The 22,449-nt window shown below is 69.8% G+C and carries 16 protein-coding genes and 1 pseudogene; 5 read left to right on the top strand and 12 right to left on the bottom strand.

Translation table 11 applies throughout. From position 1 onward, the window contains the following. Positions 1 to 19 precede the first annotated feature (19 nt). From BQ8008_RS07890 to BQ8008_RS13700, 3 genes are all read left to right on the top strand, one after another. On the top strand, positions 20 to 2,230 hold the full coding sequence (locus BQ8008_RS07890) for a beta-galactosidase (protein ID WP_108833531.1): 2,211 nt from the start codon (positions 20 to 22) through the stop codon (positions 2,228 to 2,230). Positions 2,231 to 2,319: 89 nt separating this feature from the next. Then, positions 2,320 to 2,697 carry a hypothetical protein gene (locus tag BQ8008_RS13705; protein WP_234415286.1) on the top strand — a complete coding sequence of 126 codons (378 nt, stop codon included), beginning with the start codon at positions 2,320 to 2,322 and terminating at the stop codon, positions 2,695 to 2,697. A gap of 13 nt (positions 2,698 to 2,710) precedes the next feature. Then, positions 2,711 to 3,340, top strand: a complete 630-nt coding sequence (locus BQ8008_RS13700; RefSeq protein ID WP_234415285.1) for a hypothetical protein — start codon at positions 2,711 to 2,713, stop codon at positions 3,338 to 3,340. A 64-nt stretch (positions 3,341 to 3,404) separates the two neighbouring features. Here BQ8008_RS13700 and BQ8008_RS13695 read toward each other — a convergent pair whose 3' ends face one another. The 7 genes from BQ8008_RS13695 to BQ8008_RS07855 all read right to left on the bottom strand — a co-directional run bounded on the left by BQ8008_RS13695 (position 3,405) and on the right by BQ8008_RS07855 (position 14,034). Beyond that, positions 3,405 to 4,664 carry an SbcC/MukB-like Walker B domain-containing protein gene (locus tag BQ8008_RS13695; RefSeq protein ID WP_234415284.1) on the bottom strand — a complete coding sequence of 420 codons (1,260 nt, stop codon included), beginning with the start codon at positions 4,662 to 4,664 and terminating at the stop codon, positions 3,405 to 3,407. After that, positions 4,613 to 6,841: an AAA family ATPase gene (locus BQ8008_RS13690; protein ID WP_234415283.1), complete on the bottom strand. Its 2,229-nt coding sequence runs from the start codon at positions 6,839 to 6,841 to the stop codon at positions 4,613 to 4,615. The genes BQ8008_RS13695 and BQ8008_RS13690 overlap by 52 nt, the downstream gene beginning before the upstream one ends. Then, positions 6,838 to 8,163: a metallophosphoesterase family protein gene (locus BQ8008_RS07875; protein ID WP_108833530.1), complete on the bottom strand. Its 1,326-nt coding sequence runs from the start codon at positions 8,161 to 8,163 to the stop codon at positions 6,838 to 6,840. Before BQ8008_RS07875 ends, BQ8008_RS13690 begins: the two co-directional genes overlap by 4 nt. A 51-nt stretch (positions 8,164 to 8,214) precedes the next feature. Further along, entirely contained in the window at positions 8,215 to 10,575 is a 2,361-nt protein-coding gene (locus BQ8008_RS07870) for a tetratricopeptide repeat protein (protein WP_108833529.1), read from the bottom strand. A 238-nt stretch (positions 10,576 to 10,813) separates the two neighbouring features. Next, positions 10,814 to 11,671, bottom strand: coding sequence for an undecaprenyl-diphosphate phosphatase (locus BQ8008_RS07865; protein WP_108833528.1), 858 nt, complete (start codon positions 11,669 to 11,671; stop codon positions 10,814 to 10,816). A gap of 247 nt (positions 11,672 to 11,918) precedes the next feature. After that, positions 11,919 to 13,031: an ATP-binding protein gene (locus BQ8008_RS07860; RefSeq protein ID WP_108833527.1), complete on the bottom strand. Its 1,113-nt coding sequence runs from the start codon at positions 13,029 to 13,031 to the stop codon at positions 11,919 to 11,921. Between the two features lie 109 nt (positions 13,032 to 13,140). Beyond that, positions 13,141 to 14,034: an inositol monophosphatase family protein gene (locus BQ8008_RS07855; protein ID WP_108833526.1), complete on the bottom strand. Its 894-nt coding sequence runs from the start codon at positions 14,032 to 14,034 to the stop codon at positions 13,141 to 13,143. Positions 14,035 to 14,294: 260 nt separating this feature from the next. On the opposite strand from BQ8008_RS07855, the gene BQ8008_RS13990 reads away from it, so the two are divergent. Next, on the top strand, positions 14,295 to 15,623 hold the full coding sequence (locus BQ8008_RS13990) for an NAD(P)H-dependent oxidoreductase (protein WP_199907960.1): 1,329 nt from the start codon (positions 14,295 to 14,297) through the stop codon (positions 15,621 to 15,623). A gap of 93 nt (positions 15,624 to 15,716) precedes the next feature. Beyond that, a complete protein-coding gene (locus BQ8008_RS07845; protein WP_108833525.1) occupies positions 15,717 to 16,211 on the top strand; it encodes a GNAT family N-acetyltransferase in 495 nt (164 codons plus the stop codon). An 84-nt stretch (positions 16,212 to 16,295) separates the two neighbouring features. On the opposite strand, the gene BQ8008_RS07840 is transcribed toward BQ8008_RS07845, so the two are convergent. The 5 genes and pseudogenes from BQ8008_RS07840 to BQ8008_RS07820 all read right to left on the bottom strand — a co-directional run bounded on the left by BQ8008_RS07840 (position 16,296) and on the right by BQ8008_RS07820 (position 22,397). Next, positions 16,296 to 16,847: an NAD(P)H-dependent oxidoreductase gene (locus BQ8008_RS07840; protein WP_108833524.1), complete on the bottom strand. Its 552-nt coding sequence runs from the start codon at positions 16,845 to 16,847 to the stop codon at positions 16,296 to 16,298. Positions 16,848 to 16,970: 123 nt separating this feature from the next. Next, on the bottom strand, positions 16,971 to 18,026 hold the full coding sequence (locus tag BQ8008_RS07835) for a zinc-dependent alcohol dehydrogenase family protein (protein ID WP_234415282.1): 1,056 nt from the start codon (positions 18,024 to 18,026) through the stop codon (positions 16,971 to 16,973). A gap of 246 nt (positions 18,027 to 18,272) precedes the next feature. Next, positions 18,273 to 18,713: pseudogene (locus BQ8008_RS07830) on the bottom strand (ABC transporter ATP-binding protein); the annotation flags it as partial. Between the two features lie 130 nt (positions 18,714 to 18,843). After that, entirely contained in the window at positions 18,844 to 20,205 is a 1,362-nt protein-coding gene (moeB, locus tag BQ8008_RS07825) for a molybdopterin-synthase adenylyltransferase MoeB (RefSeq protein WP_108834789.1), read from the bottom strand. A gap of 56 nt (positions 20,206 to 20,261) precedes the next feature. Continuing rightward, the gene (locus tag BQ8008_RS07820) at positions 20,262 to 22,397 is read right to left on the bottom strand and encodes an ATP-binding cassette domain-containing protein (protein ID WP_199907959.1); all 2,136 of its coding nucleotides are present in this window, start codon (positions 22,395 to 22,397) and stop codon (positions 20,262 to 20,264) included. Positions 22,398 to 22,449 lie beyond the last annotated feature (52 nt).

The following is a 22,449-nucleotide window of genomic DNA, read 5'->3' as shown; positions in this document are numbered from 1 at the left end:
CGGCGGCGGGGGGCGCGGGGTGGGTCATGAGCCCCACGAGCTGCTGAGGCTGACCAGCCCCGCCTACGGCGGCGACTACAACCCCGAGCAGTGGGACGAGGCCGCCTTCGCCGAGGACCTCGAGCTCATGGCCGAGGCCGGCGTCAACCTGGTCTCCCTGGGCATCTTCTCCTGGGCGCGCCTCGAGCCGCGTGAGGGCACCTACGAGCTCGACTGGCTGGTGGAGATCGTGGACCGCCTCCACGACGCCGGGATCGCCGTCGACCTGGCCACCGCCACCGCCTCCCCGCCCGCCTGGATGGCCACCGACCACCCCGAGTCCCTGCCGATGAACGCCGACGGCGTGCGCCTGGGCTTCGGCTCACGCCAGCAGTACTGCCCCAGCTCGGCCGTCTACCGTGAGCGCTCCGCCGCTCTGGCCAGGGAGCTGGCCGAGCGCCTGGGGAGCCACCCGGGCGTCGTCATGTGGCATATCGGCAACGAGTACGGCTGTCACACCGCCGAGTGCTTCTGCCCCGCCTGCGCCCAGGCCTTCCGGGACTGGTTGGCGGACCGCTACGGCGACGTCGCCCGCCTCAACGCCACCTGGGGCACCGACTTCTGGTCCCAGCGCTACACGAGCCTGGAGCAGGTCAGCCCGCCCGCTGCCATGCCCACCTTCCACAACCCCGCCCAGCTCCTGGACTGGAGACGCTTCAGCGACCACCAGCTGCGCAGCCTCATGGAGGCCGAGGCCCGCATCCTGCGCGAGCACTCGAACCTGCCGGTGACCACCAACTTCATGGGCGACTTCCCGGCCACCGACTACTGGCGCTGGGCCGAGTCGCTGGACATCATCTCCGACGACTCCTACCCCGACCCCGCCGACCCGGCCGCCGCCCACGAGGTCGCCTGGGCCGGTGACCTCATGCGGGGCCTGGCGGAGGGACGCCCCTGGATCCTCATGGAGCAGGCGCCCAGCGCCGTCCAGTGGCGCGGACGCAACTCGCCCAAGCGCCCCGGCCAGCTCCTCCTGTGGTCCCTGGCGCGCGTGGCCCACGGCGCCGACGGCATCCTGCAGTTCCAGTGGCGCCAGTCCCGCCGGGGCGCCGAGACCTTCCACTCCGGCATGGTTCCCCACGCCGGGCGCGCCAGCCGCACCTGGGACGAGGTGGTGGCCACCGGTCGGGCCCTGAAGCGGCTCGGAGCGGTGCTGGGGGAGCCGGTGCTCGCCGAGGCGGCCGTCGTCCTGGACTGGGACAGCCAGTGGGCCATGAGCTCGACCATCGGGCCGGTCGAGCTCGGGGAGCGCTTCGAGGCGGCCCGCGCCTGGCACCGCAGCCTGTGGGAGGCGGGGATCGCCACGGACATCGTCCCCGTGCGTGCTGACCTGGCCGGGTACCGCCTCATCGTCGTTCCCGCGGTCTTCATCGACTACCCCGAGCTCGCCCGCCACCTGGAGCAGGCCGCCGCCGCGGGGGCCCAGGTCGTCGTGGTCGGCCCCACCGGGGTCGTCGACGCCAGTGCCGGGGCGGTCCTGGGCGGCTACCTGGGATCGCTGCGGCCCCTGCTCGGGGTGAGGGTCTCCGACCACGCCGCCCTGAGCGGACCGGTAGATCAGGACGACGCCGGCGACCTCGGTGGCTCACGTGACTCCCGCGGGGCGCTCGTCAACCGCCTCAGCCGCGCCGTCGGGACACCTGCTGCCGAGGCCTGGACGGGCCTGGAGGCGGTCGGTGAGCCGTTGCGCAGGGTCCTGGACCAGATGGGCTCGCCCACGCCTGACCTGCGCGCCGGCGGCTGGGTCGAGGAAGTGAGCCTCGATGAGGCACCAGGCGACGCCGGCGCCGGTCAGGGCCGGGCGCAGGCCGACGTGGTGGCGGTCTTCGACGGCCGCGGTGGGGGCGTGGACCTGGCCGGGCGGTCCGCCATCACCCGGCGCCCAGTGGGAGGCGCGGGGGCGGCCTGGTACGTGGCCGCAGACCTCGACACCGTCAGCCGGGCCGCCCTGCTGACACTGGTGTGCGCGCACGCCCGGGTGCAACCGGTCGTTGCCGACCTGCCCGACGGCGTCGAGGCGCAGCGGCGCGGGGAGGTCCTCTTCCTGCTCAACCACGGTGACCGGGCCGCCGAGGTGGCCGGTGTCGTGGGCACCGATCTGCTGACAGGTGAGGCCTGCACGGGCCACGTGGTCCTGGCTCCGCGCTCGGCGCTCGTGGTGCGCGAGAACACGCAGCGAGCCCTCGCCTGAGGACCTGGGCTCCTCGTGCCGGAGGCGTCGGTGGCGTAGCCTCGTGGTTGTAGAGACCCAATCGATACCCCCTGGCAAGGAGCCTCATCGTGTCCCGTCCTCTCTCCCGTGGGCCGCAGTTCGACGACGACGCCGAGGTGGATGCGGCCGTGGACCGCGTTGATGGCGCACGGCCCACCGAGCGGATCGACCTCGCCCAGGCCGAGGCCCGGGCGGGTGCCACCGAGGCGATCGCCATGCCGCCGGGAGGCGAGGGCTGGGGCTACCTGCCGCCGTCGACGTCGACCCCGCAGCTGGCCGCCTCGCCTGACCAGCGCAGCCATTACACCCAGGTCCTCCAGCCCATGCAGGCGGCGCCGGAGACGAGGGCCATGCCGGCCCAGGCCACCTACCCGGCCGAGCCGGTCCAGCAGCGCCCGCCCCACGGCCTTGCCGGTGCCGGCCCAGCAGACCTGGAGCGAGCCTGAGCCGGAGCCGCTGGTGGAGCTTCCCAAGCCCCCACAGCGTCGTCGCACGGCAGCGCTCCCAGTGGGAACCATCATGGTGCTCGTGGCATCCGCGCTCCTGGGGTGGGGGATGTACACGCTGCTGACCACGCTCCATGTCTTCGAGATCCTTTCCAGCCAGACATGGAATCCGAACTGGACGGCGATCGGCGCGATCGGTGGCGGCGCGGTACTGGCCTTCATCGCCTTCTTCGTCTCCTGCACGGCTCTGGCACGGGCCAAACCGAAGGCGCCGGCGGCGCTGCTGGTCCTGGCCTCGTTGTTCCTGCCCCTGGCAGCAACGATCGCGGGTGTCTACTACGGGGCGGGGGTGCTCAAGGAGCAGACCGTCGCCGAGGCGGAGAACTTCGCCGGTCAGATCAATGTCGGCAACATCGACCAGGCCCTCAGCTCCCTGCAGTCGGGCGTCTCCTTCCCCGGCCGTGAGGACATCATCAGCGTTCTCAACACGGTCAAGGACAAGGCCGCCGAGCAGGGAATCGACCCGCAGGGAGGCGCCGACCAGTTCGGCGACCAGCAGGGGGACTCCCAGGACGGTACCGGTCAGGAAGACGGTGGCGACCAGCAGGATGGCGCGCAGGACCAGGGAGGATCGGGGCAGTAACCGTCCATTACTGTCCGAATGCGGTTTCGGCCCAACGGCCTCGACCTGTTGGAGCTCGGGTCCCTCAGGCGGTCACCCTCAGGGTGGATCCGCCCGATGAGACGCGGCGCACCGCGATGCGCTCGGCGATCTGGTCGCGCAGCTCGGCCACGTGGGAGACGATGCCGACCGTGCGCCCGCCGGCACGCAGATGGTCGATCTCGGCCATGACCGTCTGGAGGGTGTCGGCATCCAGGGTGCCGAAGCCCTCGTCGATGAAGAGGGTCTCCAGGCTCACGCCCCCGGACTCGGCTGAGACGACGTCGGCCAGGGCGAGGGCCAGCGACAGGGAGACGTAGAAGGTCTCCCCGCCCGAGAGGGTCCTGGGATCGCGGGTGCGCTCGTCCCCGAGGTGGTCGACGACGGCCAGGCCCAGCCCCTTGCGGCGTCTGCGCTGGCTGGTCTCCTCGGCGACCCGGATGAGTTCGTAGCGCCCGGAGGACATCTGGGACAGGCGCTCGTTGGCGAAGACGAGGACCTCCTCGAAGCGGGCCTGAAGCACCCAGGTGGCCAGGGGCGTGCCGGCCTCGTTCTCCCCGCGGGCGAGCGAGGCCACCCGGATGAGATCGGCGCTGGAGCCGGCGGCCTCCTCGTAGGCGGTGGCCGCCTGCTCGACGCCGTCGACGGCCCGGCGCAGGTGCTCGTGGGACTCGGCGGTGCGCGCCTGGAGGGAGGCCGCGTCCTTCGCGACGGCGTCCGCACGGGCGAGCTCTGCAGAGGCTGCCTCGAGGCGGTCCTCCTCCTGGCCGCTCAAGGCAGCGATCTGCGGGTCCTCCAGCCCCAGGCGGACCCGCTCGCGGACCGTGGCGGAGGCGCGCACGGTGGTGGTGAGGGCGTCGATGGCGTCGCGGTCCAGGAAGGCGGCCCGCGCGTGGGCTGCGCTGGTGAAGCCCTCCTCGTCCAGGGCTCCAGCCAGGTCTGTCAGGGCGTTGCGGGCCTGAGCCAGGGCGGTGCGTGCAGTGTCGACGTCCTCGGAGGCGTCCTCGGCCTCCTGCGCCTGCACGAGGAGCGCGGCGGCGCGGGCGGTGACGCTCGGCCAGGTCCCGCGCACCTCCAGGCAGCGCCGCTGGTCCTGAGCGAGGGCCTCGCGCTCGGCCTCCAGGCGACTGCGGGCCGACTCCTGGGCCGACCGGGCGGCATCGAGTGCGGCGCGCTCCTGCTCGGTGCCGGCATCGAAGGCCTCGAGGTGCTCGACCAGCTCGTCGACGCCGTCGGCTGCGGCCTGAGCCGCGGTCAGGGCGGTGGTGGCAGCCTCCAGCGCGGCCTCGGCGGTGAGGGTATCCATGCCGTCACTGGCGCGCTGGGCCTCCAGAAGCCGGGCGGCACAGGCGTCTCTTTCCCGGACGGCTCCGCTGAGTGCCTCGTCGGCCTGCCGCTGGTGCTCCTCAGCCGCCTCGACCTGCTGGCGGGTGGCGCCCTCGGGGTGGGGGAGCCGCACACGGGGCAGGGCTCGCCCTCGGTGAGCTCGCCGGCCAGCGCCCCGGCGGTCCCGGAGATCCAGGCCAGGCGCGTGGCGCGAACCCGTTCGGTCGCCTCCCGCGCGAGCGCGGCCGCCTGGGTGCAGGCATCGTCCTGCTGGGCCAGTTGGGCCGTGAGCTGCTCGACGGCGAGGGCGGCCCGGTGACGCTCCTCGGCCCGGGTGCGGCGCTCGTGAAGACCATCCAGGCGCTCTCGGGCCGCCCGCGCCGCCTCCAGCTTCTCCACCAGGGCGGTGCGCTGCCCTGGGCGGGAGTAGAACTGCTCGGCCTGTTGCGCCAGCTCGGCGATGCTGAGCTGAAGGTTCGTCTCACGCTGGTTCAGGGCGCCCACGCGCTCCTCCAGGCCGGTCTCAAGATCGACAAGGGCCTCGAGCTGTCCGTGCTCGCGGCGGCACCGGTGCGCCAGCCCATCAAGGCCCTGGGTACTCATGGCCTCGGTCTCAGCCGGCTCCGAGACATCGGCCGCCGTGGATGTCTTAGCCGCCTCGCTGCCGCCCTGCTGGGTGGGGATGCCTGGTTCGACGGGCTCCGGCTCGACCGCTCCTGGTTCGGTGTCGCCCGGTTCATCATTGAGCGCGGAGAGTAGGCGCTGCGCCTCACGAGCCAGGGGGCCGACCAGTGCGGCCGGGGTCGTGGGAGCATCGTGATCGGGGAGGCCCGCACCGTCGGCGCTATCAGCTCCAGCGGCTCCGGACCGCTCGGCCAGGTGGGCCAGGCCGCTCTGGTCGGCGCGGGCCCACAGAGCCGCCACGGCCCGCTGGGCCCGGCTGCGTGCGGTCTGCTCGGCGGTCAGGTACGGCCGTACCCGGGCGGCGCGCTCGGCGGCTTGGAGGCGTGCGGCGTCGTCGGCGTCCTGCTCGGCGCGTTCGGCCAGCCGCTGGCTCTCCTCAACCAGGGCCCGACGCCGCTCCAGGAGGTCGTGGAGCCTCTGGGACTCCTCGCGGGCGGCCTGAGCCCGGGTGAGGACCTGCCGGGTGGCCTCGGCGCGGGCATCTGCCTGCTCTACACGGCTGCGCGAGGCCTCCAGCACCTTGGCCCCGACGCGGCGAAGAGCTTCTAGGTCCGGGGTGGCGCCGGCCATCGTGGTCTCCAGTGCCTGGGCGGGCGCCGGATCGGGATCGGTTGTGCCTTCCTTGTCTTCCCCGCCGGTTGAGGCGGCGACATCATCACCGGACAGCGGCAGCGCCTCCTGGGTTCCTCCGGACGGGGCCTCCTGTGACGAGTCATTCTGGAGAGCCACATGGTCGGCGTCGTCGGTCCCGTCGCCGGTATCTGTGGTCTTGGTGGGGGAGGGCACCTCGGTGAGGAAGGGGTGCCGGGCCAGGGAAGAGACCTGGCCGCGCAGATCGGCCGCCGCCTGCTCGACCCGCTTGGCCTCCTCCCGAGAGGCCTGGATGAGGGCGTCCTGGATGGCGTCGTAGATGCCGGTGCCGAAGACGTCCTTGAGGAGGTGCTGGCGCTCAGAGGAGTCGGCGCGCAGGAACCGGGCGAACTTGCCCTGCGGCAGGACGACCGTCTGCGTGAACTGCTCCCGGCTGAGCCCGACGGCGCGCGCGATCTCCGCGTCGGCGTCGCCCACGCGGGTGACGGGTTCGTCGAGCGGTTCCCCGCCGATCTCGGCCAGGTGCCAGAGCTTGACGGTGCCGTTCTGGGTGGTGGTTCCCTGGCCGCGCAGTTTGGCCCGCTCGTAGGTGGGGGTGCGGCGCACCCGGTAGACGCCGGCGCCGGTGGAGAAGACGAGCTCGACGACGCTCTCGGTGTGCGGGCCTACGAGGGTGGAGCGGATGCGCTCCTTGGAGGAGTCGGCCGAGTCGGCCACGTCCCCGTAGAGGGCGAAGACGATCGCGTCGATGATGGTGGTCTTGCCCGAGCCGGTGGGGCCGGTGAGCAGGAAGCGGCCCGAGGCACCCACGGCGTCGAAGTCGATGCGCTCCCGCCCCGCGTAGGGGCCGATGCCGGTCATGGTCAGGGAGTGGATCCTCATCGCTCGCTCCTCGCGCTCGCCAGGGCGGACTCGTACGCGCTGCGCAGGACGCCGCGCTCGGAGGGTTCGGGGGCGCGCCCGCAGACGTCGTCGAAGAAGTCCTCGGTGATGCGCAGCGGGTCGGCCGCGGCGGTGACGGCCACGCGCTCGCGGGCGGCGCGGGCGGGGGCCTCGTGCTGGAAGGCCAGGAGACTGGGGAAACGATCCTTGAGGGTGGCCAGGGCGCCGGGTGGTCGCTCGCCCTGGAGGATGACGCGCACCCAGGCGCCAGTGGCGTCGTCGAAGGCGGGGGAGAGGAGCTCGGGCATGGTGCCGGTCAGGGTGCGCACCTGGTGCAGGACCGGGGTGGGGATGCGTTCGAGGCCGGCGACGCCGTCGGCGCTGAGGTCCAGCAGGACGGAGGACTTGGTGGCCGAGTTGCGGGCGCCCTCGGCCTCGTCGAAGGAGAAGGGCAGGGGCGAGCCGGAGTAGACCAGGCGTGGGCCGGTGGGCCGGGTGAGATCCTGGGGCCGGTGGAGGTGGCCGAGGGCCACGTAGTCCAGGCCGCCACAGCGCTCGGCCAGGGGTGAGCCGCCCAGGGTGGTGAAGACGCCGGAGGGCACGGAGTCGACGCCGCCGACGCGAATGTCCCGCTCGGACTCGCACGCCTCGCCGCCGACGACGAAGGCGTGGGCCATGAGCAGGCTCGGCAGGCGCCGGGTGCGGCCGGTGCGCAGGCGGTCCAGGTTCGCGGCCACGAGGCGCAGGGCGGCGGAGACGACGGCCTCGTGGGAGCGGGGCAGGCGCGGGCGCTCCGACGCGCTGGGCTGAGAGGCGGTGCCTTCGCCCTCGGCCTGGTCCTCTCCGGCCATGTGCTTTGCGGGGGTCTCCTCGCCCAGGCGCTCGACGAGGAGGGGTGGGAGGATCTCGCGGGCGGCGTCGGGGTCGAGGTAGGGCAGGGCGTGGACGATGGCGGCATCGTTGCCGTCGGCGTCGGGAAGGATGATGCCGCGGTCGAGGCCGGCGGTGCGGGCCCGGATGATGAGGCCCTCGCGCATGAGGTCGGCGGCGAAGCCGAGGCGGCGGGCGGAGTCGTGGTTGCCGGGGGTGAGGACCACCCGGGTGCGTTCGGTCAGGCGGCGCAGCGTCTCATCCAGGAGGGCGACGGCGTCATTGGGCGGGATGGCACGGTCGTAGATGTCCCCGGACACGAGGACGGCGTCGACCGACTCGGCGCTGACGAGCTCGACGAGGTGGTCGGCGAAGGCGGCGTGCGCGTCATCAAGCACGCGCCCGTGGAAGGTGCGCCCCAGGTGCCAGTCGGAGGTGTGGAGGATCCGCATGCCGACACTGTCTCACAGCCCACCGACATCAATGACGGCGCCATATTGCAGTCAGTTACCGGTCTCCTGGTTGGGATTGTCCTCGGTGCCGTCCTGCTCGTGCTCTGAACCCGACGGCGGCTCGAAGAGTTTCTCCGCATCCTCGAATCTTCCTGCGGCGCGATAAGCACTGGCGAGGTTGTTGCGTGAGGTGAGGGTGCGGGGGTGGTGGGGGCCCAAGATACGGGTGGAGTCGTCGAGGGTCTGTTCGTACAGGGGGATGGCGTCGTGGAGGCTGCCGCTCGCCCGGTAGGCGCCGGCGAGCGTGCTACGTGAGGTGAAGGTGTCGGGGTGGTGGGGTCCTAGGATGCGGGTGAAGTCGTCGAGGTTCTGCTCGAAGAGAGAGATGGCCTCATTGAGTCTGCCCGCATCCTGGTAGGTGCCGGCGAGGTTGTGCCGTGAGGCCAAGGTTTCAGGGTGGTCGGGACCCAGGATGCGGGTGAAATCGTCGAGGTTCTGCTCGAAGAGAGAGATGGCCTCGTCGAGCCTGCCCACTTCCCGGTAGGTGCCGGCGAGGTTGTGCCGTGAGGCGAGGGTACGGGGGTGGTGGGGGCCCAGGATGCGGATGGAGTCCTCGAGGTTCTGCTTGTCCAGGGTGATGGCCTCGTCGAGCCTGCCCGCATCCCGGTAGGCGTCGGCGAGGTTGAGACGTGAGGCCAAGATGCCGGGATCGTCAGGACCCAGGACACGCATGACGTCGTCGAAGATCCGCTCGTACAGGGGGATGGCCTCGTCGAGTCTGCCCGCATCCCGGTAGGCGACGGCGAGGTCGTCGCGTGAGGTGAGGGTGCTGCGGTGGTCGGGTCCCAGGACGCGGCTGCGGCCGGTGAAAACCTGCTCGTACAGGGTGATGGCCTCGTCGAGCCTGCCGCTCGCCCGGTAGGCGCCGGCGAGCGTGCTACGTGAGGTGAAGGTGCTGGGGTGGTCGGGTCCCAGGATGCGGGTGGAGTCCTCGAGGGTCTGCTTGTCCAGGGCGATGGCTTTGTCGAGCCTGCCGCTCGCCCGGTAGACGCGGGCGAGTTCGTTGCGTGGGGAGAGGATGCAGGGGTGGTGGGGGCCCAAGGTGTCGCAGGCCTGGGTCACGGAGTCAGTGAGAGTAAGGGCCATCTGCGACATCCCAAGGCTGGTTGCGTATTGCAGTGTCTCGGCGAGTTTTAAAGACACGTGTGGCTCAGAAAACAATGAATGAGAGTAGTCCTGTGATGTGACAGAGAGTAGTTGCTCAATGAGATGGTGGGTCTCTTGTCGCCGCTGTTCAACATTCTCTAGGCGGTCTACGTCAATCCCGCTGAGAACTGATGCGGCGAATGTACGCGCCTCACCGAGCTTCTTCTGGTCATTCAGGTAGGTTTCCCGGTACACGTGTCCCTGGAGCCGGGGAATAATGGTCTTGTTGCCGTCGCTGGATTCTTGGAGGATAGCGACGCTCTTCAGGAAAGACAGGGTGTCGCGTACTGCGTCGGAGTCGCTGTCGAGCCTCAATAGCCAGTGAGTCGGTACGCCGGAAGCTGCCAGGAGGGAAAGTGTGTCGAGGAGCGATACGGCGATCCTCTCCTGCTGAGGGTGCTTGGTTCTGAGCTGCTCCAAAGCCTGTTCATAGGCCATGAGCAGTGTGATGCCGACGGCGTCGGGGTAGTTGGCACCCTCGAGGCGGCTGATGCTTGACTCGAGCGGGTGATGACTCAGCCTGTCAAGGTAGCCGGATAAGGTGTATCCGCCCTGTTTTGCTGTCGCGGCGGCTTGGGCTATGGCAACGGGCAAGTCGCCAAGCGCATCCGCGATCCGGTCAGCTGCTTCGCGGTGAGTGTCGACGGTACGCTCGCACAGGAGGGTGATCGACTGCTCCCGATCGAAGGCGCCAACCGTCAACCGCAGCCACCCCAGGTCGTCCCAGTCGAGGTGGCGCGTGGTGGTGATGAGGGTTCGAACTCCGGTGCTCTCGGGAATGAGGTCTCTCAGGTCGTTGGGATTCTCCACGTTGTCGAAGACGAAGAGACTGTTGCTCCCATCCGCTGAGCGCAAATGATACATGAGGCGTCGAACGATGACCTCCAGGGGGATGCTATTCGGTGCATCGATACCGGTCCGCAGCGCGAGCTCGTAGAGGTCGGCAATGATTTGCTTGCGTGAGGCCGCATGAATCCACGCGACTAGGGGCCAGCCCTCCTCCTCGCACCTGGCCGCAACCGCAGCGGCCAGCTGAGTCTTTCCGCTTCCCCGCATCCCGGTCAGAACTGTGCGAGGCTCGGCGCGAGTGAAGACGGCGTCGAAGAGCTCATCCTGCCCCTGCCGCTTGACGAAACCTGCGGCGATCATCGGTCGACTTCCGAAGCGAATGCGCGTGGGAGAAGCGGATGGGTGGCGTGTGGTCATGCTACGAATCTCCCCGATGTCCTTAGCCGACGTCCTCAGCGGCTCATGAGTCTGCGCCTACCCTCGGGGTGGCCATGCCGCCTATCGTACAAGCGGACGACGACGCCGGAATAGGATTCGTACGGCGTCGGAGCTCGACGCTGAGGAGTACAGAAATCACGTGGGGCAACGGAGAAATCCGTTGCCCCACGTGAAGAATGCCGGCGGAGGTGAATTGCGGGCGGCGGCAAGGGCTCCGTCAGGCGGCGATAGTGCCGGCGGAGACCAGAGCGATGATGACCAGGCCCAGCAGTACGCGGTAGACGAGGAAGGACGTGAACTTGTTGGAGGACACGAAGCGCAGCAGCCAGGCGATGGTCGCGTAGGCGACGATGCCGGAGACGACGGTCGCGATAATGGTGGGCGTCCAGCCCACGGTATTGCTGATGGTGCCGGCCTCGGTTGCAGCCTCCAGCAGCCCGGCCGCGACCAGGGACGGGATGCCCATGTAGAAGGACAGGCGCGTGGCCGTCACCCGGTCGAACTTGAGGAAGAGGCCGGCGGAGATCGTCGCCCCGGAGCGGGAGATGCCGGGGAAGACCGGGGAGAGGGCCTGGAACGCACCGATGATGAGGGCGTCCTTGACGGTCACGTCCTTCATGCCCTTGGTGAGGTTCTGCTGGCGGTCGGCCATCCACATGGCCGCCGACCACACGATGAGGGCACCGGCGATCACCCACAGGGAGCGGACCGGTCCCTCGATGAAGTCCTTGAACAGCAGCCCGACGGCCGCCACCGGGATCGAGCCCAGGACGATGCCCCAACCGAGCGTGTAGTCGGGGTCCTGGCGGGCCTGCTGGTTGTCCAGGCCCTTGAACCGGGCTTTGATGCCCCTGAACCAGGCGGTGATGATGCGGACGATGTCGGCCCAGAAGTAGATGATGGCCGCGAGGATCGCACCCACCTGGATGACGGCGGTGAAGGCGGTCATGCCTGCGGAGTTGATCTCGTAGCCGAGCAGCTTCTCGACGATGTTGAGGTGTCCGGTGGAGGACACCGGGAGGAACTCGGTGATGCCCTCGACAATGCCGAGGAGGACGGCGTGCAGCCAGTTCAAAGGGACTCCTGGGGTGGACGGATGGTGGACTCACGGCAGGTTACCGGCGCACGAGGTGGGGAAACGGCCAGGTAACTGTGGTACCCGCCGCAGCGGTGGCGGTTCAGCCGCGCGGCGACGCCGGGTCAAACGCCCAGTTCTACGGCCGCGTATCAGTTTGTGTCCCTTTTATAACGTTGGATGCGTGGCAAGTCCAGCCCGTGTGATCCCGGCGTGTGGCCTGCGGGCGGTCGGCCGCGGCTGCGACTCACTCCATGACGAGGTGCGCTGCGTGCTCACGCAGGTACTCACGCAGATAGGGGGCGGCGAAGTCGACCTTGCCGTAGCCGGCGGTCTTGATGACCCCGGCGGCGAGCAGCCGGTTGCGGTAGACCGACACGTAGTTGACGGGGCGATTCATGCGTTCGGCGATGTCGGCGATCTGGGATGGGCCGTCGTCCTTCGCCATGCACACGAGCATGGTGCGGTCGACGTCGGACAGATCGCGTAGCGCCGGGGCGTGCACCAGGTTGCCGAGGCGCAGTCGGGCAGCGGTCGTTCCTGCGGCGACTGCTGGCTGGGTCACTGGGCCATCGCCACTGTGCTTCCACACCTGGTACCCCACGAGCTGGATCATGAATGGGTAACCGCCGGTCGCGTTCGCGCACTCCTGGGCCAGGTCGTTGCTCAACGCCTTCGCGCCCGTGTCGAAGGTCGACTTCAGGGCCTCACAGACGTCGTCGATGGCCACTTCACTGAGTTCTATCCGCTCGGCTCGGCGCAGGAAGGTGGTGATGTCGTCATTGAGGAGCTCCTCAACGGCTTTGGGGAGCCCCGCCATGAGCAGGCCGATGGGAGCCCCTTCGCGAATGAGGTGCTGCACCTCTGCGGACAGGGCTCGCAGTTCCTCGCGCGGAATGGCATGCACTTCGTCGATAGTGAGCAGCAGGCCGGTGCCGTGTTCCGCGAGCCACTGGGTCAGTGCTCGCGCCTTCTGCCGCCAGGAGGGCTCAGGAGCAGGTGCGTGCTCGAGTGTTGCGCTACCGCCTCCGAGCGGTGTACTTAGGCTCAAGGAGGTCAACCGTGAGCGCTCCTTGCCGGCGAGCTGCGATAACTGGCGAGTGAATTCGGCGGCGAGGCGATCCATGAGCCCCTCGCGTGCGGTCTCATCAACGACCACCCAGCCGCGCTCACGTGCCACATCGCCCAGTGCGGTGAGCATGACGGTTTTGCCGACGCCGCGAGCGCCGGTGATGAGCTCCAGGAGGCCGGGTGCTCCGGGGCCGTCATCGAGGCTCTCCAGAAACTCCTCGATGACGCGGTTGCGGCCGACAAGCAGAGGCGGGGTGGCGCCCGCTGTGGGTTTGAAGGGGTTGGCCATGCGTGATCGTCTCCACTTTTGCGCGTTTTAGATCTTTTAGATCTTTTATAACTTCAGGGCGTGCTGAGTTCCAGTGATGGGAGGTGAAGGCTCGGCCGGCTGCGGCGACTCAGTCCGTCTCGGCGCCCAGGTGGCTCAGGACGACGTCGTGCAGCAGCGAGTTCGTGGCCACCGCGTTGCCCCCGAAGGGGCCGGGCTCGCCGTCGAGGGAGGTGAAGCGCCCGCCCGCCTCGGTGACCACGGGCACGAGCGCGGCCATGTCGTAGAGCTCGAGCTCGGGCTCGGCCGCCAGGTCCACGGCCCCCTCGGCCACCAGCATGTAGGACCAGAAGTCCCCGTAGGCGCGGGTGCGCCAGCACGACTGCATGAGTCCGAGCATCCCGCGCAGCCGCTTGGCCTGGGCCCACCCCGACAGCGAGGAGTAGGACATCGAGGCCCGGGTGAGGTCGTCGACGCCGGACACGGACATCCGTCGCGCCGAGCTCAGGGATCGCCCGGTCCAGGCCCCACCGCCGGACACGGCCCACCAGCGCCTCCCCAGGGCGGGGGCGGAGACCAGCCCGACGACGCACTGACCGTCCTCGATGAGGCCGATGAGCGTGGCCCACACGGGCACGCCCCGCACGAAGTTCTTGGTCCCGTCGATCGGGTCGATGACCCACTGGCGCGAGGAGTGACCGGTGGTGGGCAGCTCCTCGCCCAGGACGGAGTCGCGCCCTCGCGCCCGTCCCAGCTGCTCACGGATGACGCGCTCGGCCTCCCGGTCCGCCTCGGTGACCGGCGTCAGGTCCGACTTGGTCTCCACGGTGAAGTTCCCGGCGTCGAAGCGGGCCTGGGTGAGGCTGTCCACCTTGTTGGCGATCGTGTGCGCCAGGTGCAGGTCGTCGCGCCAGCGCCGCTGCTTGGCCGGAGGCGCCGTCGGGGCGGGTGGAGCAGCCTCCGGTGAGGGCGCTGCGGGGGGCGCCGGAAAGACGGGGCGTTGTGGGCGGGGAGTCTCGCTCATGACACCACGGTAGCGGGGGAGCGGGGTCGGTGAGGCCCACTGTTGTCGGGCGCGCCACCCGCCGGGCCTCGTGGAACCGCACTAAATCGTTATCGAATCTTGAGGTTCGCTGGAAGCGGGGGCGGGGTATCGGATGCATTGTTTTCTGCCGTCATATTGCGGAAGAACGGCGTCGAACATCGTCTGGATAGGCTGTTTCGATTTGGCTGCGTGTTATTGGTTCGTTACGCTGGCGATCATGACCCAACCCGGGAGGCTCTATGCAGCATAATGCCGGTTTTACCAGGGACGACGTCGTCACAGCCGCCCTTGAGATTGGTGTGGACCGGTTCACGATGGGCAAGGTGGCGCGTCGGTTGGGGGTGAGCACAGCTGACCTGGGACGTACTGTCAGCTCGCGCGACGACTTGCTCGTCGCCTGCCTGGAGCGCGTCTCCGCTGACGTCACGCTGCCGCCCACAGGACTGAGCTGGCAGGACTACCTGCGCCAGCTGTCCGACTCGCTGTGGGACGTGCTCGACGCCAACCCCGGCCTGGACCACACCCTCATCGACCTGGCCTGGGCCTACGTGCCCTTCATGTCCGTTGCCAAGCGGGCCCACAATGCCCTTGTCTCCGGCGGCCTGCGCAGTGAGGACGCCTACCTTGCCCTCAACTACACACTGTCGACGGTCCTGACCTCGCACCAGCAGGCGGCCGCCATGGCCGAGACGATCGAGTCCGAGCACCAGCCGGGCCGTCGCGAGCGCGGCATCGACATCGCCACCCGCATGTGGGACGAGCGCTTCGGCGGCTCGGGCGCAGCCCTGGGCATGCGTCGGTCGAACCAGTTGCACGACGGCGACGACGCCGACCGCGTCCCCTTCCGCCCCAAGGAGTCCTGGCTGGACCGCGGCGCGATGACCCCCAAGCTGGAGGTCATCATCGGCGGCTTCTCCGGCCTGAGCGACGTCCTGTCCACCTCCGGCGCCGGGGGCGACGGCGCCTCGCGGGGAGTGTCCCCCGCATCGCAGTCCAACGACACCAGGGAGTCCTCCGTGAACACTCTCGTTCTCGTCTTCCACCCCAACATCTCCGAGTCGCGGGTCAACAAGGCCCTCGGGGCGACCGCGGAGTCGCTCGGTGGCAATATCACCGTGCGCTACATGTACGACATCTACCCCGACTTCAACATCGATGTGGCCACCGAGCAGGCCGCCCTGCTGGGCGCTGACCGCATCGTCCTGCAGTACCCCATGTACTGGCTCTCCTGCCCGCCGCTGCTCAAGAAGTGGCTCGACGACGTCCTGACCTTCGGTTGGGCCTACGGCTCGACGGGCACGGCCCTGCATGGCAAGGAGCTGCTCCTGGCCGTCAGCGTCGGCGGCGCCGGCAGCGCCTACGGCCGCGAGGGCGCGCACATCTACACGATCCACGAGTTCCTGCGGCCCATGCAGGGCACCTCGCGCGTCATCGGCACCAAGTACGCCGTGCCCTTCCTGTCGGTGGGCGCCCTGGAGATCACCGACGAGGCCATCGCCCGGCGCGCGCAGGACTACGCCGCGGTCCTCCAGACCGCCGAGCTCCCGATGCTCGACATCTTCGGCTGAGGCGCCAGCCGATCCTGAGCCCGCTGGGTCCCCGTCGGCGTCATCGCCGGCGGGGACCCAGCGCATCTGCAGGGAGGGCCGTAAGATTTCGACATGGTTGAGATCGTTGCGTACCGGCCACAGCAGCGTCAGGCGCTGCTGGACCTGTCCCTGCGCGCCTGGGCCCCGGTCTTCCCGCTCATGGAGCAGGACGTGCCCGCCTTCGTCTACCGATCCTTCTACCCCGAGGGCTGGCGTCAGCGGCAGGCCGCGGATCTCGCCGAGGTCCTCGACAGTGAGCCCGACGGCGTCGACGTCGCCGTCCTCGACGGTCGCCCGGTGGGCTGGGTGTGCACCCGCCTGCACCCCGAGGACAGGATGGGGGAGGTCTACATCGTCGTCGTCGACCCCGACTACCAGCGCCGCGGCATCGGGCGGGCCCTCATGAACCACTCCATGGAGCGGGCCCGGGCCGCCGGGATGGCCATGGCGATGGTGGAGACCGGCGGGGACCTCGGGCACACTCCTGCCCGCGCCACCTACGAGGGGCTCGGCTTCCAGCGCTGGCCGGTGGCCCGCTACTTCAAGGACCTGTCCGATGGCGACTGAGACGCCCGTGAGACGCACTGAGGGCCCCAGGCCGGTTTGCCGGTCCGGGGCCCTCGGGCATGTGGAAGCTGCGTGCCGGCGTGCTCAGCCGTGAGGCTCCAGGACGGGCAGGTCCTTGCTCGACAGCGTGGCGGCGTAGTCCTCGACCCGCTGGGCCAGGGCCTCATCGGTGATGGTGAGGGTCCCGGTGGTGGTGAAGGGCTCGAGGTAGGTCATCCGACACATGGCCGCGGTCGCCTGGAGCGGGCGCAGCAGCTCGGTGATCGTGTAACCGTAGGAGGCCTCGCGGCTGTAGGCGTCGCCGGCTCCGCCCGTACTGACGGCTACCAGCAGCTCCTTGCCGGCCAGCGCCTTGCCGGTCGATCCGTAGGCCCAGCCGTAGAGGAGCACGTCGTCCTCCCACTGCTTGAGCAGGGCGGGGGTGGAGTACCAGTACATGGGGAACTGGAGGACGATGCGGTCGGAGGCCTCCAGAATCGCCTGCTCGGCGGCGACGTCGACCTTCTGGTCCGGATAGATGTCGTACATGTAGCGCACGGTGACGTCGTCACCGAGGGACTCGGCCCTGGCCGCCAGGGGGCGGTTGACGCGTGAGGCGGACATGTCGGGGTGGAAGACGAGAACAAGGGTCTTCATGAGCGCTCCTGCGTTCAGGTGGTGATGGTGGGCGGTGCGTCGTTCGGTCGGGAGACGTCAACGACGTCGTGCCCTCCTGCTCGATGCCACGCACCGGAGGCGCGGTGCGGGTATGAACCGGGATCAGGGCTTCAGGAGCACCTTGATGGCGCGGCGCTCGTCCATGGCCCTGTAGGCCTCGGGGGCCTCCTCCAGGGGCAGGCGCAGGGTGAAGACCTTGCCGGGGTTGATCTCGCGCTTGAGGATGCGGTCGATGAGGTCGGGCAGGAAGCGGCGCACCGGCGCGGGGCCGCCCAGCATGTTGATCTCGGCGAAGAAGAGATGGTCTCCGGGAAGGGAGACGCCGTGAGCCACGCCCACGTAGCCGAGGTGCCCGCCGGGGCGGCAGGAGGCGATGGCCTGCATCATCGAGGTCTGGTTGCCCACGGCCTCAACGACGCCGTGCGCGCCGTAGCCGCCGGTGAGCTCCTTGACCTTCGCCGCGCCCTCGTCGCCGCGCTCGGCGATGACCACGTCGGCGCCGAACTCGCGGGCCAGGGCGGCCCGGTCCTCGTGGCGGGAGAAGATGATGACCTTCTCAGCCCCCAGGGCCTTGGCGGCCAGCACCGCGGACAGGCCCACGGCGCCGTCGCCGACCACCGCGATGGTCTTGCCGGGGCCGGCCTGGGCCGCCACGGCCCCGAACCATCCGGTGCCCAGGACATCGGAGGCGGCCAGGAGGGAGGCGATGATGTCGGGGTCCTCGGGCCTGCCGCCGGGAACGACGACGAGGGTTCCGTCGGCCAGGGCCACGCGCGTGTACTCGGCCTGGGTGTCGCTGATGAAGCCGCCGTTGGCGCAGCGCGACTGGTATCCGTCCTCGCAGATCTCGCAGGTGTTGTCGCTCAGGCAGAAGGAGCCGACGACGAAGTCGCCGACCTTGACGTTCTTGACGTCGTCGCCGACCTCGACGACGGTGCCCACGTACTCGTGCCCCATGGGACGGGCCTTCTCCAGGGGCTGGATGCCCCGGTAGGGCCACAGGTCCGAGCCGCACACGCAGGCGGCCTCGAGCTTGATGACGGCGTCGGTGGGTTCGATGACGTGGGGGACCTCGCGGTCCTCGACGCGGATGTCACCGGCGGCGTGCATGATGACGCCGCGCATGGTGGTGGGCAGGGCAGGAGCAGAAGCAGTCACAGGTACGTCCTCACATCAGTGCGGGTTGATATGTGAAGACTAGACGCGCGTCTCGATGCGGGTCCACCGCCTGGCAGGTTCTGTCAGGGCCACCCAGCGGGACCGTGGAGCATCGGTCTCAGCTTGAGGGCTCGGCGTAATCGGCTCGAGCGCGGGCGAAGACCGGCGCCGGTGAGCGGCAGTGACGATCACGGGGGATCGTGGATGATCGCGCTCAGCCGAAGCCCATATCTGCCCGGGAAGGCGCTACTGCGCCTGCGCGCCCCCGTCCTTCGACGTCGTCGCACCGGCCACGCGCGGAAGCGGCAGGACGAGCGGGGTGCCGGTGAGCGGGTCGCTGATGACTCGCACGGCCAGTCCGAAGACCTCCTCAACCATCTCGGCGGTGACAACCTCCTCGGGCCGCCCGTGGGCCACGATGGAGCCCATGCGCATCGCGATGACCTCGTCGCCGTAGCGGCAGGCCTGGTTGAGGTCGTGGAGGACCGCCACGATCGTGGTCCCCAGCTCGGTGTTGAGCTCGCGGCACAGCTCGAGGAGGTCCACCTGGTGGGCCAGGTCCAGGTAGGTGGTCGGCTCGTCGAGCAGCAGGATGTCAGTGCGCTGGGCCAGGGCCATGGCCACCCACACCCGCTGGCGCTGGCCACCGGAGAGGGCGGCCACGTGCCGGTTCGCCAGGCCGACGACGCCGAAGAAGCCCAACACCACTACCCCCAACTCCCCGCCATATCCCGAGCCGGCCCTCCTCCACTCTCGTCCTAGACCGTCCACCTCACCTCAATCCAAGCCAGCCCACCCGCCGGGAATCGAGCAGACCTCACTTACCCGAAACACCATCCCCGCGTCTCAGTCGCGATGCCCCGCGCCACGGCCCCCGTCGGCTGGCTTCCCAAGCCTTCATCCCGCCGTCGAGGTTGAGGAGTTGCCCCGGGTATCCAGCCGCCCTCAGCGCCTCGATCGCCCGAACCGAACGCACCCCAGCAGCACACACAACGACGGTGACGCGGCTCGCGTCCAGCTCACCCATACGCTTTACCACCTCGCGCAGTGGAATGTGCTGGGCGCCCTCCAGTGGCTCGAGCGCCACCTCGACGTCCTCGCGCACGTCCAGCAGCGCCGGTGGCTCGGCGGAGTCCAGGAGCCCCTGCAGCTCGGCAACAGAGATGATGCCCTCCGCCGATCCTGATGTCTGGGCCTCTCCAGCCCCCTGAGTCCAGGGGCATGCACCGGAGCCCGACTCGGAACGCTCGGCTTGCCGGTGGGAGCCGTCCCTGGTGGCTCGTGCATGCGGCTGCGCATCGGCATCAGGATCCTGGGGGAGCGCGCAGGAATCAGCCTCCGCCGTCAGCGTTGTGATGCTCGGTCTCTCCCCGCACACCGGGCAGGCCGGGTTCTTCGCCACCGGAACCTCCCGCAGGTGCATCCCCCAGGCATCCAGCAGCGCCAGCCTTCCCAGCAGCGGCTCGCCTCCGCCAATGATGAGCTTGAGCGCCTCGGCGGCCTGCATCGTCCCAATGATCCCCGGCAGAACCCCCAGCACCCCCGCCTCCGCGCAGGAGGGCACCGAGCCCGCGGGTGGCGGCGTCGGGTGCAGGCACCGGTAGCACGGACCCCGGCGCGCGTCGAAGACCCCCACCTGCCCGTTGAACCCCAGCACCGCCCCATGCACCAGCGGCAGCCCCAGCATGACGGTGGCGTCATTGACGAGATACCGCGTGGGGAAGTTGTCCGTCCCGTCGATGACCACATCCCAGCCGCCCAGCAGCTCCAGGGCGTTCTCAGCGCTCAACCGAGTTCGGTGCGTGACGACCTCGACGTCGGGGTTGAGAGCCCTGATCGCCTCGGCCGCCGAGTCCACCTTGGGACGCCCCACAGCGGCCGTGACATGGATGACCTGGCGCTGGAGATTGGTGACGTCGACGTCGTCGTCATCGATGAGGCCGATCGTGCCCACGCCGGCGGCCGCCAGGTACAGGGCCGCCGGCGCCCCGAGCCCACCGGCGCCAACGAGCAGGACCCGTGACGCGCGAATGCGCTGCTGCCCCACGACCTCCACCTGCGGTACGAGCGCGTTGCGGTGGTACCGCTCCAGCTCATCGCGGCTCAGCGGCCGCAGACGCTCCTCGGCGACCACCGATCCGCAGACGCTATTGCGATCGCTTCGGTCGACGGTGCTCATGACGTCCTCCCTCATCCTCGTCCGACTCTTCTCTCAACGCCTCGGCACGGCAGTTCTCAACCCCGGCGGGCCACGATACGCACCTGCACCGCCTTGATGGCACAGAGGATCTTCTGGCCCTCGGTGATGCCGAGCTCGGCCACTGCCCCCGCAGTGACCGCCGCCGACAGGTGCTGCCCCTCCTCCAGCTCCAGGCGTACGCTCACCAGTGCACCCGAGCGCTCCAGCCCTGTCACCCGACCGGTCAGGACGTTGCGGGGGCTGCCGTGCGGGGCCCGGCGGTAGAGGGCGACGGCGTCGGGCGGCACCAGCGCGACACCGGGGGCTCCGGGGCGCAGACCCTCGTTGCGGTCGTCCCGATCACCCTGTTCACCGACGCCTCCTTCGGCAGCATTCTCCTGGGGACGGCCGTGAACGACCCGCCCCGACGGCAGCCGCAGCCCCGGAGCCTCGGACTCCCCGTCGACGACGCCCGTGAGCACGGACGTCCCCGTCAGACGGGCGACGAAGTCCGACCGCGGGGCGGACAGGACCCGCGCTGTCGGCCCCTGCTCCACCACTCGGCCGCGGTCCAGGACGACGACGTCCTCGGCCAGTGCTGTCAGGTCCAGGACGTCATGGGTCACCAGCAGCAGCGTCAGCCCCTCCTCGGTGCACCGGCGCGACACCAGACGGCGCATCTCCTGGCGTGCCGTCACGTCCAGGGCCGACATCGGCTCATCGAGGACCAGCAGACGAGGCCCCGTGGCCAGTGCCCGAGCCAGAGCCACGCGGGCCGCCTGCCCGCCCGAGAGCGCGCCCCCCGAGCAGGAGGCCAGGTGCTCGGCCCCGACGGCCGCCAGCTCGGCGCGTGCCCGCGTCACCGCCTCGCCCCGGCTCACACCCTGACAGCGCAGGGCGAAGACCACATTGCCCAGCACCGACATATGAGTGAAGACCCCCGGGTCCTGGCTGAGCAGCGCCACCTGACGGCGCCCGGCGCGCACGAACTCCCCGGCACCGTCCAGGACCCGCCCACCGAGCACCACCCGGCCGTCCTCGGCGTCCAGCAGCCCGGCAACCACGGAGCAGACTGTCGACTTGCCCGAGCCGTTGGGGCCAATGAGCGCCACCGTGCGCCCGGCCTCCACCTCCAGGTCGACGACGACGTCGCGCGCCCTCAGGTCGAAGGCGACCTGCAGGTCCTGGCCGCGCTTGGAGTCCCCGGCCGGCGCGGCGGGGCGGGTGCCGGTGGGGGCCGCGATGGCGCCGTCGGGCTCAGGTGAGGGGGAGGATTCAGCGGCGGGCGTGGACAGGGAAGGAACCTCATCGGCCCCGCCCTCGGGGGCGGGGCGAACCGAGGCGGCCAGACGGGACCAGTCCACAGTCGTGGCCCCGACAATGAGGAAGGACAGCCCGATGAGCACGGCCGCCAGGGCCAACGACGTCGCCGTGTCCTTCTCCCGCTCCAGGTAGATGGCCAACGGCATCGTGCGGGTGACCCCCTCCTTGGAGCCGGCGAAGGCGATGGTCGCCCCGAACTCGCCCAGGCTCCGGCCCAGGGCCAGGGCGGTACCGCGCGCCAGGGCCGGCGCCGCCAGCGGCAGCGTGATCTGCCCCAGGACCCGCCACGGCCCCGCTCCCAGACTCCGGGCGGTCGTCTCGGCCCGCTCGTCGCGGCTGCGCAACGCCGCCTCCAGGGTCACCACCAGGTAGGGCATGGAGACGAAGACCTGAGCGATGACCACCGCGGTCGTCGAGAACGCGATGGGCAAGCCCCACTCACGCAGCTGAGCCCCCAGGATCCCCTTGTTGCCCAGGGTCGACAGCAGCGCGATACCGGCCACCACCGGTGGCATCGTCATCGGCAGGACCGCGAGGACGCGCGCCAGCCGCACGCCCGGCCAGCTGCGGGACAGCAGGAGCGCCAGCGGCACGCCCAGCGTCACGCAGATCGCCGTGGAGATCAGGCAGGTGCGGATCGACAGCCACAGGGCGGCCTGGGCCGACGGCGTCGCCAGCAGCTGGGGCAGCTGCCGCCAGGAGACGCGTGTCCCCATGCCCACCAGGGGCAGGACGATTGCGCAGCCGCCCAGGATCGCCAGCACGGTGACGAGCACTGGCAAGGGAGAACGAGAGGCCCGCCCGCGCCAGGCTAGGGCGCGGGCGGGCCGTCGTGTCGGCTGCTGTGCGGACTGTGCAGTGGAGGACATCCTGTTCACAGGTCCCTGTTCACCGGATCAACCGACTCAGGTACCTGCGCTG

Source organism: Actinomyces sp. Marseille-P3109, assembly GCF_900323545.1.
In the GTDB taxonomy this organism is placed as follows: Bacteria; Actinomycetota; Actinomycetes; order Actinomycetales; family Actinomycetaceae; genus Actinomyces.
The sequence above is the reverse complement of the archived record's forward strand: the minus strand, read 5'-3'. Positions and strand labels throughout refer to the sequence as shown.

What these genes read in the sequence shown, in the direction of transcription:
- BQ8008_RS13695 (WP_234415284.1), bottom strand. Translation starts at nt 4,664, where the DNA reads ATGGATACCCTCACCGCCGAGGCCGCGCTGGAGGCTGCCACCACCGCC.
- BQ8008_RS13690 (WP_234415283.1), bottom strand. Translation starts at nt 6,841, where the DNA reads ATGAGGATCCACTCCCTGACCATGACCGGCATCGGCCCCTACGCGGGG.
- BQ8008_RS07875 (WP_108833530.1), bottom strand. Translation starts at nt 8,163, where the DNA reads ATGCGGATCCTCCACACCTCCGACTGGCACCTGGGGCGCACCTTCCAC.
- BQ8008_RS07870 (WP_108833529.1), bottom strand. Translation starts at nt 10,575, where the DNA reads ATGACCACACGCCACCCATCCGCTTCTCCCACGCGCATTCGCTTCGGA.
- BQ8008_RS07860 (WP_108833527.1), bottom strand. Translation starts at nt 13,031, where the DNA reads ATGGCCAACCCCTTCAAACCCACAGCGGGCGCCACCCCGCCTCTGCTT.
- BQ8008_RS07855 (WP_108833526.1), bottom strand. Translation starts at nt 14,034, where the DNA reads ATGAGCGAGACTCCCCGCCCACAACGCCCCGTCTTTCCGGCGCCCCCC.
- BQ8008_RS13990 (WP_199907960.1), top strand. Translation starts at nt 14,295, where the DNA reads ATGCAGCATAATGCCGGTTTTACCAGGGACGACGTCGTCACAGCCGCC.
- BQ8008_RS07845 (WP_108833525.1), top strand. Translation starts at nt 15,717, where the DNA reads ATGGTTGAGATCGTTGCGTACCGGCCACAGCAGCGTCAGGCGCTGCTG.
- BQ8008_RS07840 (WP_108833524.1), bottom strand. Translation starts at nt 16,847, where the DNA reads ATGAAGACCCTTGTTCTCGTCTTCCACCCCGACATGTCCGCCTCACGC.
- moeB (WP_108834789.1), bottom strand. Translation starts at nt 20,205, where the DNA reads ATGAGCACCGTCGACCGAAGCGATCGCAATAGCGTCTGCGGATCGGTG.
- BQ8008_RS07820 (WP_199907959.1), bottom strand. Translation starts at nt 22,397, where the DNA reads ATGTCCTCCACTGCACAGTCCGCACAGCAGCCGACACGACGGCCCGCC.